At 72.0% G+C, this 15,860-nt stretch carries 15 protein-coding genes and 1 pseudogene; 6 read left to right on the forward strand and 10 right to left on the reverse strand.

Going from position 1 to position 15,860, the window contains the following annotated elements; all coding sequences use genetic code 11:
* Window positions 1-3 precede the first annotated feature (3 nt).
* Both ACFWJW_RS05135 and ACFWJW_RS05140 read left to right on the forward strand, forming a co-directional pair.
* On the forward strand, window positions 4-540 hold the full coding sequence (locus ACFWJW_RS05135; RefSeq protein ID WP_387235052.1) for a GNAT family N-acetyltransferase: 537 nt from the start codon (window positions 4-6) through the stop codon (window positions 538-540).
* Between the two features lie 168 nt (window positions 541-708).
* Window positions 709-1,230: a hypothetical protein gene (locus tag ACFWJW_RS05140; RefSeq protein WP_387235054.1), complete on the forward strand. Its 522-nt coding sequence runs from the start codon at window positions 709-711 to the stop codon at window positions 1,228-1,230.
* Window positions 1,231-1,277: 47 nt separating this feature from the next.
* Here ACFWJW_RS05140 and ACFWJW_RS05145 read toward each other — a convergent pair whose 3' ends face one another.
* The 10 genes from ACFWJW_RS05145 to ACFWJW_RS05190 form a co-directional block, all read right to left on the reverse strand.
* The gene (locus ACFWJW_RS05145) at window positions 1,278-1,937 is read right to left on the reverse strand and encodes an HD family hydrolase (RefSeq protein WP_387235057.1); all 660 of its coding nucleotides are present in this window, start codon (window positions 1,935-1,937) and stop codon (window positions 1,278-1,280) included.
* A gap of 37 nt (window positions 1,938-1,974) precedes the next feature.
* Entirely contained in the window at window positions 1,975-3,336 is a 1,362-nt protein-coding gene (locus ACFWJW_RS05150) for an NCS2 family permease (RefSeq protein ID WP_387235060.1), read from the reverse strand.
* Entirely contained in the window at window positions 3,333-4,139 is an 807-nt protein-coding gene (locus tag ACFWJW_RS05155; RefSeq protein WP_387235063.1) for a hypothetical protein, read from the reverse strand. Before ACFWJW_RS05155 ends, ACFWJW_RS05150 begins: the two co-directional genes overlap by 4 nt.
* Window positions 4,136-5,506: an MFS transporter gene (locus ACFWJW_RS05160; protein ID WP_387235066.1), complete on the reverse strand. Its 1,371-nt coding sequence runs from the start codon at window positions 5,504-5,506 to the stop codon at window positions 4,136-4,138. The genes ACFWJW_RS05155 and ACFWJW_RS05160 overlap by 4 nt, the downstream gene beginning before the upstream one ends.
* A gap of 76 nt (window positions 5,507-5,582) precedes the next feature.
* Window positions 5,583-6,515, reverse strand: coding sequence for a nucleoside hydrolase (locus ACFWJW_RS05165; RefSeq protein ID WP_387235069.1), 933 nt, complete (start codon window positions 6,513-6,515; stop codon window positions 5,583-5,585).
* Window positions 6,516-6,599: 84 nt separating this feature from the next.
* Window positions 6,600-7,685 carry a glycosyltransferase family 4 protein gene (locus tag ACFWJW_RS05170; protein ID WP_387235072.1) on the reverse strand — a complete coding sequence of 362 codons (1,086 nt, stop codon included), beginning with the start codon at window positions 7,683-7,685 and terminating at the stop codon, window positions 6,600-6,602.
* Window positions 7,686-7,691: 6 nt separating this feature from the next.
* Window positions 7,692-8,702: a formylglycine-generating enzyme family protein gene (locus ACFWJW_RS05175; RefSeq protein ID WP_387235074.1), complete on the reverse strand. Its 1,011-nt coding sequence runs from the start codon at window positions 8,700-8,702 to the stop codon at window positions 7,692-7,694.
* A 7-nt stretch (window positions 8,703-8,709) separates the two neighbouring features.
* Window positions 8,710-9,777 (reverse strand): bifunctional diaminohydroxyphosphoribosylaminopyrimidine deaminase/5-amino-6-(5-phosphoribosylamino)uracil reductase RibD, encoded by a 1,068-nt coding sequence (ribD, locus tag ACFWJW_RS05180; protein WP_387235141.1) that lies wholly within the window; start codon window positions 9,775-9,777, stop codon window positions 8,710-8,712.
* Window positions 9,778-9,830: 53 nt separating this feature from the next.
* Entirely contained in the window at window positions 9,831-10,517 is a 687-nt protein-coding gene (gene ribA / locus ACFWJW_RS05185; RefSeq protein WP_387235077.1) for a GTP cyclohydrolase II RibA, read from the reverse strand.
* A gap of 10 nt (window positions 10,518-10,527) precedes the next feature.
* Window positions 10,528-12,246 (reverse strand): WD40 repeat domain-containing protein, encoded by a 1,719-nt coding sequence (locus ACFWJW_RS05190; protein ID WP_387235080.1) that lies wholly within the window; start codon window positions 12,244-12,246, stop codon window positions 10,528-10,530.
* A 509-nt stretch (window positions 12,247-12,755) separates the two neighbouring features.
* On the opposite strand from ACFWJW_RS05190, the gene ACFWJW_RS05195 reads away from it, so the two are divergent.
* From ACFWJW_RS05195 to ACFWJW_RS05210, 4 genes and pseudogenes are all read left to right on the forward strand, one after another.
* Window positions 12,756-13,790 (forward strand): questin oxidase family protein, encoded by a 1,035-nt coding sequence (locus ACFWJW_RS05195; RefSeq protein ID WP_387235083.1) that lies wholly within the window; start codon window positions 12,756-12,758, stop codon window positions 13,788-13,790.
* Window positions 13,791-13,890: 100 nt separating this feature from the next.
* Window positions 13,891-14,560 (forward strand): annotated as a pseudogene (locus ACFWJW_RS05200) (alpha-amylase family glycosyl hydrolase).
* Window positions 14,466-14,813 carry an alpha-amylase family glycosyl hydrolase gene (locus ACFWJW_RS05205; RefSeq protein ID WP_387235086.1) on the forward strand — a complete coding sequence of 116 codons (348 nt, stop codon included), beginning with the start codon at window positions 14,466-14,468 and terminating at the stop codon, window positions 14,811-14,813. The pseudogene ACFWJW_RS05200 and the gene ACFWJW_RS05205 overlap by 95 nt, the downstream one beginning before the upstream one ends.
* A gap of 67 nt (window positions 14,814-14,880) precedes the next feature.
* The gene (locus tag ACFWJW_RS05210) at window positions 14,881-15,468 is read left to right on the forward strand and encodes an SMI1/KNR4 family protein (protein WP_387235089.1); all 588 of its coding nucleotides are present in this window, start codon (window positions 14,881-14,883) and stop codon (window positions 15,466-15,468) included.
* Window positions 15,469-15,860 lie beyond the last annotated feature (392 nt).

The raw sequence follows: 15,860 nt of genomic DNA on the forward strand, positions 1-15,860 counted from the left end.
GGAATGACAGCGAACCTGCCTTCCGCGTCGGCGGCCGTGGTCCGGCTGACGCGGTTCACGCGGACGGAACTGAGCGAGATCGTCGGGGACGGCGAGGACGCCTTCGGGGTCTCCTGGACCGGGCTGACCTGGCGGGGCAAGGAGGAGCACTTCGGCATCGAACGGGACGGCCGTCTCGTGGCGCACACCGGTCTGGTGACGGTTCCGCTGTCGATCGGCTCCGTGGAAACCCGGGCGGTCGGCGTCGGCGGGGTGGTCGTCGCTCCCGGCCTGAGAGGGCAGGGACTGGCGCGGGTCGTCATGACCGCCGCTCTGGAGCACGCCCGCACGGTGGGACCGGATTACGGCCTTCTCTTCTGTATGCCACATCTCCTCCCGCTGTACGAGCGGTTCGGCTGGCAGCAGCTCCATGAGGAGGTGGAGGTCGAGCAGCCCGAGGACACCACCGCGGTCATGCCGCTGCGGAGCATGTGGGTGCCGCTGCGCGAGGGGGCGCGGTGGCCGGTGGGGCCGGTGCGGCTGCGGTCGCTGCCCATGTGAGCGACCGCGTCGTCACGGGCTCGACGGGGCGGGACCGGCCGCACCCCCGCGTGCGGCCGCCGCCGTCCTCGGCTCGGGACTGCCACGGGAGTTCGTATGTGTCCTTCGTCCGCGTGGCCGCCCGGCGCGTCGTTTGGACAGCTCACGGGCCTCCGACACCGTGAAGGCGTGCGCCCACTCCTCCTTCGCCTCGTCGCAGCGACGGCCGTTCTCCTCGCGGTCGGCGGCTGTGTGTCCCTTCCCGCCGACGGCTCCCCGCACGACCCCGGCCCCTCGTCGGGCGGACGCACGGTCGCCCCGGCCCGGCCCTCGCCGCTGGTGCTGCCCACCCAGGGGTCGTCGCGGGAGCGGCTGGTGGATGTGGCGTCCGCACGGCGGAAGGCGAAGCGGCCCGCGGCGTCACGGAAGGGGCACGCCGCCCCGCGGCACACCGCGCCGGGGCACCGAGCGGAACGGCGTCCCGTGGGGCGGCCGGTGCCGCGGCCCGCTCGTTCGGTGGCGTCGAGGCCGCGTCCGGTGCCGGTGCGCACGGTGCCGGGGAAGCGGCATCACGTGGCGGCGCCGCCGCGCACGCACCGGCGGCCGCCGCGGCCCCGCCCGACGATCGATCCCGGTGTGGTGTGCCGGATGGCGGCCGGCCGGGTCCGCGGGGATCTGCTGCGGCTGTGCCATCGGACGTACGGGCACTGAGGCGGTGCGGCCGCCGGGCCGGTCCCGGCGGCGCCGACCGCTGAGCGTCAGGAACGGGAGTCGGTGCGGGGCACCCAGCCGTTGCCGGCTCCGGTGTGGATCAGGTCCTGGGCGTAGCGCCAGAGGTCGGCGGAGGCGTCCTTGATCACGGACTTGCGGGCGAGCACGTCGTCCTCCGTGACGCCCGGGGTGCGCCAGGTCCCGCCGTGGTTGCCGTAGTTGAGCAGCAGCGGCTGGAGCCGGTCCATGGCCTTGGCGAAACGTGCCTCGGGGGTGGCCCGGGCCTCGAACTCGTCCCACAGGGCCCGGAAATGCTCGCGCTGGTCGTCGGGCAGCAGCGCGAAGAGCTTGTCCGCCGCCCGCTGTTCCCTCTCCTCCTGGTCCGCGGCGGCCACGGTGTCGTACAGGAAGGTGTCTCCGGCGTAGATCTCCACCAGGTCGTGCACGACGACCAGGGCGAGCACCTTGCTGGTGTCGAGGGGTTCGTCCGCGTATTCCGTGAGCACCAGGGTCATCAGTGCGAGGTGCCAGGAGTGCTCGGCGTCGTTCTCCTTGCGGTCCGCGCTCAGCAGCGGACTGCGCCGGAAGACGTTCTTGAGGCGGTCGACCTCCATGATGAACTCGATCTGGCGGCGCAGCCGTTCGGGGGTGCCGTCGGGCTGCCGGACGGCCTCGGCGAGCAGGGGGAGGTCCTCGTCGTGCGGCATGGCAGGCTCCTTGGAGGGGGTTGGGGGGACGCGCCGTTCAGCGGTGGAGGTATTGCAGAACGACGCCGGCCATGAGCAATAACGTCGTCACCCATAGCGCGGGAGGCGGCCGGCGGCGGCCGATGATGCTCGCGGCCACGCTCACCACGAAGGCGGCGGCCATCGCCTGGTCGATGGCGAGGGTGGCGACGGTGACGGCCACGGCGGTCACCGTGACGGTCAGGCCCAGGCGGTCGGTGCCGCCCGGCCGGCGGGTGGTCAGCATCTTGACCGCCACGAAGACCAGGGCGCCCGTGGTGGCCTCCACCGGGACATGGACCAGGACCGGGCCGAGGAACAGGCAGGAGAACAGCAGCAGTCCGGTGACGACCGCCGCGATCCCGGTCCGGGCACCGGCGCGGATCCCGACCGCGCTCTCCACGAACGCCACGAAGCTGGACGATCCCACGGCGGACCCGGCGACGGTGGCCCCGGCGTCGACCAGCAGCGCCGCACGCATCCCGGGTACCCGCCCCTTGGCGTCCTGCAACGGGGTGTGCGCCGAGAGGCCCACCACCTTCGCGATGCTGCCGAAGAAGTCGAGTGCGAACAGCACCAGAATGACGCTCCATGCCCGGGGATCGGTGAGGACCGTGAGGTCGAAGCGGAAGAGCGCCGCGCCGCTTCCGTGGACGCCGTCGTGGACCGCGCCGGCACGGAGGCCCGCGACGGCGCAGTACAGCGCGGCGGCCGCGATGCCGCCCAGGACGGCCGCGGCCCGTGCGCCGAGCCGGTCCAGGACCAGGGCGACCGCGAGGCCGAGGTACAGCGCCACGGCGGGTGGTCCGGTCCAGTCGCCCAGGCCGGACAGCCGCCCGTCGGTGGTGCGCACGAGGTGTGCGATCTGCAGCCCCACCAGGCCGATGAACGCGCCGACCGCGGCGGCGAGGGCCGAACGCAGCTCCGGCGGGATGGCGTTGATCACCGCCGCGCGCAGCCGCAGCAGCGACACCGCCAGCATCGCCACTCCGGACCAGAACACCATGCCCAGCGCCTGGGGCCAGGTGTAGGCGAGGGTGCCGACCACGGAGAACGCCACCATCGCGTTCATCTCCATGCCCGGTGCCACCGCGAACGGGAGCCGGGCCCACAGCCCCATGGCCATGGTGGCGAGGCCGCCGACCGCCGCCGTCGCGAAGAAGGCGGCGGAGTGCGGGATGCCTCCCTGGGCGAGGATCGCCGGGTTGACGACCACGATGTAGGAGAGCGCCAGGAACGTCGATATCCCGGCGACGATCTCACGGCGCCAGGTCGAGCCGCGGGCGCTCAGGGAGAAGTACCGGTCGACGGCTCCGGGCCCGGCCGGGGCGTCGCGCCGGAGCAGTTCCGGGCCGCGCCCCGGGCTGTCCGGAGTGGTCACGCCGGGGTCCCCCGGGGCGGGGAGGCGGGCGCCACCGGGCTGATGGTGTCCCCGACATCGCCCAGCACGACCTGATCGGGGGCGTCCGGCCGCACCGCGTAGAACTTCCCGTTCAGCGCGCCCGACACCTGTCCGACGTGCAGGGTCAGCGACACCTGGAGCTGCTCGGCGTAGCGGGCCAGGGCGAGCGCGCCCTGGCGGGTGGAGTGGCAGGTGAAGATCTCGACGTCGGCACCGGGCCGGACCGTCAGCTGCATCAGGGCCATGAGGGTCACCCCGCTGGCCACCACACCGTCAATGATCACCAGCCGGTCGGCCTGTGAGGGCAGCCATTCGTCCACCCCGACGAGGAGTCCGCCGCCCACCGGCATCCGCTTGGCCTGGGGCGTCCAGCCCTGGCGCTGGGGCATGACACCGAGCCGTTCGGCGAGGATGCGGCCTTCGCGTTCCGGCGCTATGACGGTCGTTCCCCATGCGGAGGCACGCCGGGCCGGCGGGACGGGCAGCATGCCGTAGATGTCGAGCAGCGCCTGGAGGTAGCGGGTGCGGTCGGCGTCCTGCTGGTGGGGGAGGTTGGCGACGGCCGTGACGGTGGCCATCCGCTCGGTCACATCGGGACGGACGGCGGACGCGACGGAGATGTTCTCCGGCAGCGGCCCCGGGGTGTGCAGCGACTCCAGCAGCTCGGGGCCGAAGTGGACCAAGTGGCTGAAGTAGGTGTCGTGTTCCTTCTCGAAGTCGTCCACCGTACGCCGGGCCTCCGGCGGGAGTCCTGGCCTGTCGAGCAAGCGAGCGGTGTTCATCGATGACCTCCGGTCCGTGGCTCGAAAGAGGGGTCGTGCGGGGAGACGGGGGCGGGCGTGGGCCCGGTGCGCGGCAGGCGGAGCAGCGCCGCCGGCGCGGCGGCCGCGGCGATGACCGCGGTGGCGCAGAAGGTCCACACGAAGTCTCCGGCCACCGGATGCTCCCCGTGGAGGAGGACCAGCAGCGCCAGGCCGAGGGAGCCGCCGAGGTACTGCGCCGTGGTGACCAGGGCGCTCCCGGTGCCGTTGCTCTCCGGCGGGAGGTCGCGGGTGCCGGTGATGAACATGCCGGTGAACGCCATGCCCTGGCCGAAGCCGCTGAGCAGCAGCCCCGGCAGGATGCCCGCCAGGTATCCGCCCCGGGTGCCGGCGGCCAGCGCGAGCACCACCAGTCCGGCCGCTCCGGTGAGGTAGGCGAGGGACAGCAGCCGCCCCAGCGGCAGGCGGCCGGCCAGCCGTCCGGCGACCGTGTTTCCCACCACGATGGTCCCGGCGAGCGGCAGGAAGGCCATGCCGGCGGCGAGCGCGCTGTAGCCCCGTACGTTCTGGAGGTACAGGGTGACGAGGTAGAACTCGGCGCCGAAGCTCGCCATGTACAACGCCGCGACCAGGCAGGCCACTTGGAGGGCCCGTACGCCCAGCAGGGCGCGGGGCACCAGCGGCCGGCGCCGGCCGCGGACGAGGACCCCGCCGGCGAGCACCGCCACCACCAGCGCCGCGGCGACGACGGGCAGGGAGGGGCGGGCGCGGGAGAGTTCGGTGCAGGCCAGGACGACGGCGACGACCGCGGCACAGGCGGAGAGGGTGACCGCGGTGGCGAGCGGGGCCCGCTCGGTGTGTGTGGTGGCACGGACCGCACGTCCGGCGGCGAGCAGACAGACCGCCACGATGGGGAGGTTGATCCAGAAGATCCACTGCCAGGAGGCCACTTCGAGGATGCCTCCCCCGGCCGTGACACCGAGGGCGAGTCCGACCGCGCCCGTGGTCCCCCACACGCTCACCGCCCGGTCCCGGGCCGGCCCCGACGGGTAGGCGGAGCTGAGCAGCCCCAGCGTCGCCGGCACCAGCAGGGCGGCCGCCACCCCCTGCCCGACGCGCGCCGCGATCAGGGGGGCCGCGGACGACGAGAGCGCGGCGCCGACCGAGGACGCGGCGAAGAGCAGCTGGGCGGTGAGGAAGACCCGGCCGGGTCCGAAGACATCGGCCAACTGCCCGCCCAGCAGCAGGAATCCGGCGAAGAAGATGGCGTAGGCGCTGACGATCCACTGAAGGGCGACCGCGGAGAAGTGCAGGCTTCCCCCGATGTCGGGGAGCGCGACGTAGATGATGGAGAAGTCGAGCGCCACCAGCAGCTGTGCCCCGGCCAAGGCCGTGAGTAAGCGGGCACCCGGAGTCGGTACGGGAGAAGCGGGCACGGTCGGTCAGCCTCCGTAGGTCGACTGGTCAGCCCAGGGCGGCGAGCGCCTTCAGGAACACGTCCCAGAACCGCTCGGTGTCCAGATGCGTCGCCACCAGGGCATTGGGGGCTCTCCCCGTCACACCGTAGAGGTCGATCACGGTCGCGCCACGGGTGAACTCGCCACGCAATTCGATCGAGACGGGGGCCTCGACGCAGTCCACCAGGCTCGGGTCGAGCACCCGGGCGATGGCGACGGGGTCGTGCAGCGGCGCGTCGGGCAGATCCCAGATCTGGTCGTAGGTGCGGGAACGGAAGGCGAGGAGGGCCGCGGACACCTCGCTGATGTGGGTGCCGACATCGAGGATCCGGTCCAGCACCTCACGGGTGACCGGGGCCTGGTGGGTGACGTTGAGGCCGCAGTAGGTGAGGGGGACGCCGGTGGCGAGTACTTCGTGGGCGGCCTCGGGGTCGACCAGGATGTTGTACTCGGAGTAGGGCAGGGTGTTGCCGCGGTGGGTGGCCCCTCCCATGCAGACGATCTCCTTGATCTTCGTCTTGTCCTCCGGGTGCAGGGCGAGGAGTCCGGCGATATTCGTCTGCGGGCCGGTGACCACCAGGGTGACGGGTTCCGGGCTGTCGGACAGGATGCCGTGGATCAGGTCCACGGCGTGCGCGGAGTGCAGCGGTACCTCGGGGTCGGGGAAGTCCCAGCCGTCCAGGCCGGTTTCGCCGTGCACATCGTCGCCGATCAGCAGCATGCCGGTGAGCGGCTTGGGGTATCCGGCGGCGACGGGGACGTCAAAAGCCTTGGCGAGGGCGCACATCCGCCGGGCGTTGAGCGCGGTCTTCGCCACGGTCTGGTTGCCCGCGCTGGTGGTCACGGCCTTCAGCTCCACGCGGGGGTCGCCGACGGCGAGCAGGATGGCCATCGCGTCGTCATGGCCGGGGTCGCAGTCCAGGATGATCGGGGTGGGCATGCGGGGCTCCCTGGTGGGTGGGTCGGGGAAACGGCGGCAGGCCGGCGGTACATGGCGCCGGCCGGGGTGCGGGCGACCGGTCCGTCACGCCGGGCCGGCGAGGGTCCGGTAGAAGGCCAGGTGGTGCCGGCCGGCGGTGGCGAAACCGTCCCGGAGGTGCTGGGCCAGGGCGCGGTCAGCGGTGGTCGGTGCGACGGCCGGCCGGTCCACCGCTTCCCGGAGCGCCTCGGTCAGGGCCCGGACATCGCCCGCGGGGACGAGGGTGGCGGCCGAGTAATCGGCCAGCAGCAGCGGCAGGTTGCCGGAGTCGCTGGCGATGATGCGGCGGCCGCAGATGACGGCCTGGGCGACGGACAGCGAGAACGGCTCGCCGTGGGCGCCGCGGTCGATGGTCGGGTGGATGACGAGGTCGCTGGCGCGGATCGCGGCCCAGCTCTGCTCGGGCCGGTAGTGGGTGAAGTGCACCCGCCCCTTCTCCTGCCAGACCGCGGCCCGTTCCAGCAGGGACTCGGGGATGCCGGGCGGCCAGATGAGGTGCTGGGTTCCCGCGTGCACGAAGTGCAGATCGGCGCCTTCGTCCAGCAGCGTCAGGGACGCCGCAAGGCTCAGGTGGGAGCCCTTCCACCGGGTCATCCGGCTGGGTTGCAGCACGGTGGTGCCACCCCCGCCGGGGAGCCGGAAGGGGGCTTCGAGCAGCGGCAGTGCCAGGGGCAGCGTGCTGACCTCGGCCGCGGGCAGTCGGCGACGGACCTCGCCGGCCACGAACTCGGAGTGCACGACGAGCGGGCCGGGGAGCGTGGCGAGGAACTCCCACCGCTCCGGCCGTTCGTCGATGTTGTGCAGATCGAAGACGAAGCGGCCGGGCCAGCGGCACTCCCGCAGCCGCGCCACGAGGGCGGTCACGACATCGGGTTTGTGCCACTGCGGGTTGTGCCAGTGCACGACGTCCGCGCTCCGGCACCGCTCGGCGAGCGCGGCGACAGCGGCCGGGTCGAAGGGGACCTCGATGTCGAGGGCCGGGTCGTAGTCGCAGTCCGGTGACCGCGGGGTGCCGACGACGGCCAGGACCTCGCACGGCAGGGCGCCGAGCTGGCCGACGACCGCCCGCAGATGGGTCTCTACACCGCCGGTGACCGGTAGGCCGGTCCAGTGGACATGGACGATGCGCACCGCGCGTCAGCCCTCCTCGGACATCGGGACGTCCTCGGCCAGCCGGAACCCCATCGCGTACAGCGAACGCGGGTAGGGGCCGTGCCGGCGCTGGCACCGGGCGAGGTCCCGGAACCGGTTGAAGGCCCCGCCCCGGGCGATGCGGTAGGCACCGAGCCGCAGATACAGGTCGTCCCGCACCACTTCCCCTCCCGGGTAGGGCTCGTAGGTGCTGCTGGTGTACTCCTCGACGTTGCCGGCCAGATCCAGGGCCCCGCACCACGACCGGCCGGCGGGGAAGGCCCCGACCGGGCTGCTCATGAGCAGGCCCGTCTCCAGCGTGTTGGCCGCGGCGGCGTCCCAGGTGTCACCCCAGGGGTGCCGCAGCCCGTCCGGCCCGCCCGCGGCGTACTCCCATTCCTGCTCGGTCGGCAGCCGGAAGCGGCGGCCGGTCCGCCGGCTCAGCCAGTCCGCGTACCAGTCGGCGGCCTCCGCGGTGACCGTGTAGACGGGGTGGTTGGCGGCGGCGGGGTCGTAGCGTCCGTAGTTCCAGTTGCTCGGCAGCCCGGCATGGCCGGTGTCCTTGAGGAAGACCGCGAACTCGGCGTTGGTGACCGGGTACTTGGCGAGGCGGAAGGCCGCGATCCCGACCGTGTGCCGTGGGCACTCCTTCGCCACCCAGGACCGCTGCACCCCGAACCGGGCGGAGTCGGCGTGCAGGGCGTCGACCGCGCTCTCGGGTGTGCCGATCTGCGCCCGGCCCGCGGGGACGGGCAGCATGACCGGGGCGTCCCAGCGGGTCCGCGGGTCGCCCGTGAGCGCCAGTGCGGTGCCCGCGGCCAGGCGGCGTTCGAGGGTGAGGGACGGATCCTCGACCAGGGCGGCGAGTTGCTCGGCCGGGCGGCCGGCCAGACGCGGGAAATCCTCCAGGCGCTCGGCCCTCGGTTCCACATAGCCTTCCGGCAGCCCCATCGCCGCCCGGTCGGTCAGGGCGTTGATATCGGCGTCGACCAGGTTCCTGTGCACGATGTGGGACATGTCGCTCCTACTTCCTGCGGACGGGATCCGGCTCCAGTACGGTGCGGACGTCCTCGCCGACCCGGCGCACGCCGAGGACGCGGAAGCCCGGGGCCCCGGCCAGGGAAGGGACTTCGAGGCCGCGGACCGCGGGGGCGCCGTCCTGGCCGAGCAGCCGGGGCGCGCTGTACCAGATCACCCGGTCCACCAGCCCCTCGCCGAGGAGGGCACCGGCCAGCGTGGCCCCGCCCTCGACCAGCAGCGACCGGATGCCCCGGTCGTACAGCGCGTGCAGGGCTTCGGTGAGATAGCGCGGGCCGGGGCCGATGGTGACCGGTTCGGCCGACCCGGGTGACGGGTCCGCCGCGGGGCGGGTGGTGAGGATCCAGGTGGGGGCTGCGCCGTCGGAGGCCAGCCGGGAGCGGGCAGGGGTGCGCAGCCGGCGGTCGAAGACCACCCGGACCGGCTGCCGGGCACCCGGGCGGCCGGCGGCGGTGCGTGCGGTGAGGGCGGGGTCGTCGGCCAGGACGGTGCCGCTGCCGACGGCGATCGCGTCGACCCGGGCCCGCAGCCGGTGGGTGTCGCGGCGGGCGGGCGGGCCGGTGATCCAGCGGCTGGATCCGTCGCGGGCGGCGATCCGTCCGTCGAGGGTGGTGGCGAGTTTGAGGGTGACATGCGGCCGCCGGGTGACCACGGCGGTCAGCCAGGCGTGGTTGGCCTCCGTGGCCTGCTCCGCGAGGAGCCCGGAGCGCACGTCGGCTCCGGAGCGGCGCAGTGCCGTGGCGCCCTCACCGGAGAGGGTGGGGTCGGGCACGGCGTAGATCACCCGGCGGATGCCCGCCTGGAGCAGTGCCTGGGTGCAGGGGCCCGTGCGGCCCTGCCGGCTGCACGGTTCGAGGGTGACCAGGGCGGTGCCGCCCTCGGCGCGGGGGCCCGCGGCGCGCAGTGCGTGGACCTCGGCGTGCGGTCCGCCGGCCTTCCGGTGCCACCCCTCCCCCGCCGTCCGGCCGTTGGCGTCGAGGATCACCGCCCCGACGACCGGGTTGGGTGCCACCGTGCCGAGCCCGCGCCGGGCCAGCGTCACCGCCCGGCGCATCGCGGTCCGCTCGCCGTCGGAGAAGGCCCGGCCGGCCCCGGAACCGTGCGGGGTCACTGCGGCACCTGCCCCGGGAGCGCCGCCCGCAGGCCGGTGACCTGCTGTGCCGTGCCCAGCGCGTCGAGATGGCCCATCAACCGGTCCTTGACTTCCAGATACGCCTCGTTGAACGGGGTGCGGAAGCCGCCGAGCGGGACCCGGTCCTCGACCACCGTCCCCTGCGCGGCGAGCTGGGCGACCTTCTCCGGGTTGTTCGTCATCAGCCGTACCCGGGTGATGCCCAGGTGCCGCAGGCAGTCCGCGGCCATCCGGAAGTCCCGGCTCTCCGCCGGGAAGCCGAGGGCGAGATTGGCGCTGATGGTGTCGTGCCCCACCGACTGGAGCGCATAGGCACGGATCTTGTTCGCCAGCCCGATGCCCCGCCCTTCCTGCCGGAGCATATAGACGAGCACACCGTTGTACGACCGGACGATGGCGGCCAGCGCCGCGGAGAGCTGGGGCCCGCAGTCGCACTTCTCGGAGCCGAGGACATCGCCGGTGAAGCAGGCACTGTGGATACGCACGAGCGGCGGGGCGGCGGATTCGCTGCGTGGTGCCAGGGTCCGCAGGGTGACCACTTCTTCCGTCTCCCGGCCGTCCGCGCCGACCTGCCCGAAGACGGTCAGCTGCATCAGGGTGGCGCCGACCGGGACCGGGGCGCTCGCGAGGCGGACCACCACCGCCTCATCGGATGTCGTCATCGGGCGGCCCCTACCGGTTCCGGACGGACGGCGCGGCGGCGGCCGCCTCGATGCCGTAGACCCGGCCGTCGTAGGAGGAGGCCAGGAACCGGCCCGGGGAGCCGGCCGGGGCCAGTGCCGAGATCCCGGCGGTCGTGGGCCGTTCGTCGCACACCCAGGTGCCGGCCGCGGGGTCATGGACGGCGACCCGTCCGTGGTAGCCGCCCGTCGCGATCAGTCCGGTGTGCGGGTCGACGGCGACGCACTTGATGCTGTTGCGGTGCGGGGTCGTCACCACGGCCTCTTCCTCACCGGCCGCGGTCCAGATCCGGAGCGTCAGATCGCGGCCCACGCTGACGAAGCGGCCGTCCGGCAGGGCGTCCGCGGCGTTGGCTATGCGGGCGTGTGCCGCTTCCTTCGCGGCCAGGAGTTTCAGGTCCGGCAGGGCGTGCCACCTCGCGGCGCCGGTGGCGCACACGCTGAAGAGCACCTCGCCCTGGACGGCGACCCCCTTGACGGCGTTCTCCTGGATGCGCCGCACATCGACCAGCTTCAGTCCGGTGCCGTCCCCGTCCCGCAGGATCAGGGCCTCGCCGGTGTAGGTGCCGACGATGAGCGTCTCGCCGTCCGAAGTGGTGTGGACGGCGGCGCAGTTGAGCGGGGAGCGGTGCTGGTACAGCAGGGTGCCGGTGGTCGCGTCGTAGAGGGCGCCGAGCTGGCCGCCGCTGACGACGGTGCCCACGACCGCGGTGACGAAGTTGCAGCAGCTGCCGAGTTCGGCCACCACCGCGTCGTCCCGGCGGACCGTGCCGCTGTCGCCCACCGTGAACCGTCCCGTGGGGGTGCTCGTGACCGCGTTCAGTCCCGGTGTGGGCTCGACGGCGGTCAGGTCCCAGGTCCCGCCGTCCCGGTCGAAGACCGCGTAACTCGATCCGAAGGTGCCGAAGACCCAGCGGGTGGCGCTCAGTTTGGCGCAGGAGCGCAGCCAGACGTCGGCCGGCACCTCGCTCGTCAGCAGATGGGCCGGGTCCCCGCCCTGGTCCAGGCGCCACAGCCGTACGGTGCGGTCATAGCTGGAGCTGAGCAGAATGCCGCCCTCGGCGTCGTACGCGAGCCGTTTGATGCCGGCGTCGTGCACCCGGTGGCGCCGCGTCCCCGACGGGTCGATCAGGATCAGCTCGCCCTCGTCGTTGCCGAGCGCGAAGCTGTCCACGCCCAGGACGGCGACGGTGTCCGTTTCGACGTCCCCGAGGTCGATGGTGCGCAGCAGGGTGCCGTCGGCGCTGTCCCAGCGGCGTACCGTTCCGTCGTCGCTGGTGGTCACCAACTCGGTGCCGTTCCGCACCCATTCGACGGACAGGACGTCCGCCTCATGCCCTTCCAGCCGGTGGATCAGCCGGCCGTCCAGGTCGTAGATGCGGGCGAGGTGATCGCGGGACGCCGTGGCCACCCGGGTTTCATCGGGGGAGATCACGGTCATCTCCACATCGTCCTTCTGATCCGTGAGCACCGAGATGAGACGCAGATCGGGCACGGACCATAAACGGGCGGAATAGTCGCTGCTCGACGTCACCACGATCCGGCCGGACGCGGAGAACCGGCACTGGTTGGCGAGGTGGTCGTGGCGTGCCTCGGTGATGGCGGTATGGGTGACCGCATTCCAGAGAATTACCCGGTTGTCATAGCCGGCGGTCACCACCAGGTCGCCGTGTGCGTCGATTCCACTGATCGGCGACGTGTGCTTGATCATGCAGTCTCCTCGTCGTTACGTATCCGACCGCAAGGGGGCATGCCGGTGCGCCCGTGCGGAGGTATGGCACCACAGCGAATGGTGGGCGATAACGCCGAATGACCAGCCGGCGAGACTCACGCCAACGAAAAAGAAATCAGAATCGACCAGCGAAGAAATGATGGCCCATTCCGGGCCGAAGCAGGACACTAGTTTTTGGCACATGACCACGTCAACGGCGATTGGCCAACTGTCTTGATTTCACTGGTTTGTGCCGACGAAAAGCAGCACCTGATTCGCGCCAAGATCCAATGAACCGGCCCGCCGCCCGCACCGTCCCCGCCTGTACAATTCCGTGCCGGCTCGCCCGCACCACGGGGTGCGCCCCTGTCGAAATCCGCGCACCCACGCCGCACCCACCCGGACGACACATCTCCCACCCACCCTGGAATCCGGCCAATATGGCGGGGTCATATTGCTGAACAGCCCGCCGCGTCCTTCCATGAAGAGGAATCGATCTAGGGGGCACAGTGAACGACCTGGACGGCGCACTGAAGTACCTCAGCAACTCCGGCCCCGAGTTCGGTCCCGGGGTGAGCAATCACGGCCCCATGGCGGCGGAGGCCCTGGGACAGCTCGGGCACACCGCGGCGATCGGGGCCTGGGTGAGCTCGTACCGGAAGGTGCTCTACGAGGACACCTACGGACGATTCCAAGAGATCACCCACGACAACTGGCGCCCGGCCCTGGGCAATATGCGGCTCCTCGGGGACTGGAACGCATTCTTCCGGCGGGAACTGGACGGCGCCGCCTGGACCGATGTGCTCGCCCGCTGGTGGCCCCGGCTGCTGCCGGGCTTCGCCGCGGGGGGCGGCCATGGCGTCATCCGCACCGGGCACGCGGTGCGGATGCTGAAGGAATCCGCCGGCCCCTGGCGCATCGAGGAGCTCGCCCGTGGGCTCGGTTACTGGGCCGCCCGCTACCAGGAGCTCCCCGAGGAACCGTCCACGCCACGTCGACGGGATCTGGCGCAGGCGTGGGAGGCGGTCCCCAAGCTGCGCAGCGACCAGGGCATGGGCATGATCTTCCGGATCCGGCTCGAAACGGTGTGGCTCGAACCGGACTTCGCGCCGGCCGTGGACTCCCTGCTCCCCGAGGACGACGCCGACCGGGCGCTCAGCCGGCTCACCAGGGCCGCCGCCGGGAGCTACCTCACCGACGACCACAAGACCCCGATGGCCTTCGTGCACGCCCTCACCACCCCCGCCGCGGTCCGCCTCGTGCTGCCGAGCCTGCCCGCCGAACTCCACTGGCCCAGCGTCGTTGCCGCGGTCCGCTTCTCGGCGGCCATCCGCAGCGCCTACGGCACGGGACGGCGCGAGCACCACCCCGAGGAGCCGGTCCAGGACTACGTCACGCTCGCCGAACGCGCTCTGGCGACCGAGGACCCGCACGCCATCAAGTACGTGGAGGCATGCCGCCGGGAGGACCGGCTGAGCCCCGATCCGTCGTACGCGATCGCCGCGACCGACTGGGTCCGGCGCTGCGAGACCGGATCCTTCTGACCGTGAGCGGGGCGCACCCCGCACGACGCGGTCCTGGTGGCAGGACGCGGTGATCTACCACGTCTACCCGCGGAGTTTCCTCGACACCGACGGCGACGGCGTGGGCGATCTGCGCGGTATCGGCCACCGGATTCCCTATCTCGCCCGGCTCGGCGTCGACGCTCTGTGGCTGTCGCCGTTTTTCTCCTCCCCCATGGAGGATTTCGGCTACGACATCCGGGATCACACCGCGGTAGATTCCCTCTTCGGCGAGATGGCGGACTTCGACGCGCTTCCCGACACCGCCCATGGCCACGGATTGCGGGTGCTGATCGGCTACGTGCCCAATCACACCGCCGCCGCACACCCTTGGTTCCAGGAATCGAGGTCCGGGCCGGACAGTCACCGGCGCGACTGGTATGTATGGCGCGACCCCGTACCCGGTGGTGGGCCTGCCCAACAACTGGATCACCCTGTTCGGCGAATCCGCCTGGACATGGGACGCCGGCAGCGGTCAGTACTATCTGCACTCCTTTCTTTCCACCATGCCGGATCTGAATTGGCGCAACCCGGCCGTCAAGGACGCCATGTTCGATGTGGCGCATTTCTGGCTCGACCGTGGCGTCGACGGATTCCGGGTGGACTGCGCCCCACTCCCCGCCAAGGACCCCGCCCTGCGGGACAATCCTCGACGAAATGCACCTCCCCCTCAACTTCGGCCTGCTCCGGTCTCCTTGGCAGGCCCGCGCCACCGCGGATCTCGTCCGCGACGTCCTCCGCGCGCTCCCTGACGAGGCGGTGCCGACCTGGGTCATGGGCAGCCATGACGACCCGAGGGTCGCCTCCCGGGTCGGCCGGGCCCAGGCGCCCAACGCGATGATGCTGCTGATCACCCTCAACTTGACGGATCACCCGGTCCCCGTCGACCAGCTTCTCGCCGGCCGATACGGAGGACGGTCCCTGTCGACGCTCGCCACGAAGGCCACGCGCGGCGCCCGCCCTGTTCTGGCCCCGCACGAGGGGGTGATCTGGACGCCGAAGTAAACACCGGCAGCCGACGGGGACGGAGCCTGTCCGGACTTCAGCGGGCGGGGGAGGGAGAATGCCCGCCATGAAGCGAAACGCCCCCTCGGCAGAACCGGCACCGGTCTGGGATGCGGCTGCCGTACGGGCCCGGCTCGACGAACTGGCGCGGCGGGACCCGGAAGGCAAGCGCTTCGGCTCCGAGGAACACCGCTACCGGCTCACCCCGCCCCTGCCGGAGGCGGCAGTCCGCGCCTTCGAGGAGCGGTACGCCATCCGGCTGCCCGACTCCTACCGCACGTTCCTCACCCGGATCGGTGGCTCCGGAGCCGGCCCCCACTACGGACTGCTGCCGCTCGACGCCCCCCTCCCCGTCGACAGTGACGACGCCGTCGACGATCTGCGGGAACAGGACCGGCGTCCGGGCTTTCTGGCGGCGCCCTTCCCGCTCTCCGCGGAGTGGCGGGGCAATCCGGCCGAGCGGTTCGACGAGGAGGCGGAGCGCGCGCGGGTGGCGGGGTCGCTGGTCATCGCGGAGGCGGGGTGCGGGGAGTTCGTCCGGCTCGTCGTCACCGGGCCGTCCGCCGGTCAGATCTGGTTCGACGACATGACCTGGGACCATCTCCGGCCCGGCCCCGGCTTCCGGGACTGGTATCTGTCCTGGCTGCTGCGCTGAGCCGACACCGCCCCGGCGCCTTCCGCGGCCCGCTAGGGCCTGTCTTCAAAGTCCCGCCTGCCTCGCGACGCCTGGCACGCACTCCCCCACGCCTGAACGGCGCGGGGGGACCCCCATGCCGCGTTGTCGGGATCATCCCGGTACACCCAGTACCGGGACGACCCTCCGCCTTGCGATCGCGCTCGGCATCCAGTGGCTCTTTCGAGGAGCCGAGACGAAGCGAGCGCAGCGAGTGAAGTGCACCAGACGCCGCGAGGCCCGCCCTACGGGCGAACGACGGGACTTTGAAGACAGGCCCTAGGGGGTGTCCGCAAAGTCATGGGAGCCAGAGTTGTAGGCAGGCGAGGGTGACCATGGCCTGGTAGTGGGTGGCTCGTTTGTCGTAGCGGGTG

The organism is Streptomyces sp. NPDC127097 (genome assembly GCF_042724075.1).
GTDB lineage: Bacteria > Actinomycetota > Actinomycetes > Streptomycetales > Streptomycetaceae > Streptomyces.

Coding starts and splice junctions, on each gene's coding strand:
- ACFWJW_RS05145 (WP_387235057.1), bottom strand. CDS start 1,937: ATGCCGCACGACGAGGACCTCCCCCTGCTCGCCGAGGCCGTCCGGCAG.
- ACFWJW_RS05135 (WP_387235052.1), top strand. CDS start 4: ATGACAGCGAACCTGCCTTCCGCGTCGGCGGCCGTGGTCCGGCTGACG.
- ribD (WP_387235141.1), bottom strand. CDS start 9,777: ATGCGCCGGGCGGTGACGCTGGCCCGGCGCGGGCTCGGCACGGTGGCA.
- ACFWJW_RS05210 (WP_387235089.1), top strand. CDS start 14,881: ATGAAGCGAAACGCCCCCTCGGCAGAACCGGCACCGGTCTGGGATGCG.
- ACFWJW_RS05175 (WP_387235074.1), bottom strand. CDS start 8,702: ATGTCCCACATCGTGCACAGGAACCTGGTCGACGCCGATATCAACGCC.
- ribA (WP_387235077.1), bottom strand. CDS start 10,517: ATGACGACATCCGATGAGGCGGTGGTGGTCCGCCTCGCGAGCGCCCCG.
- ACFWJW_RS05190 (WP_387235080.1), bottom strand. CDS start 12,246: ATGATCAAGCACACGTCGCCGATCAGTGGAATCGACGCACACGGCGAC.
- ACFWJW_RS05155 (WP_387235063.1), bottom strand. CDS start 4,139: ATGAACACCGCTCGCTTGCTCGACAGGCCAGGACTCCCGCCGGAGGCC.
- ACFWJW_RS05205 (WP_387235086.1), top strand. CDS start 14,466: ATGCACCTCCCCCTCAACTTCGGCCTGCTCCGGTCTCCTTGGCAGGCC.
- ACFWJW_RS05165 (WP_387235069.1), bottom strand. CDS start 6,515: ATGCCCACCCCGATCATCCTGGACTGCGACCCCGGCCATGACGACGCG.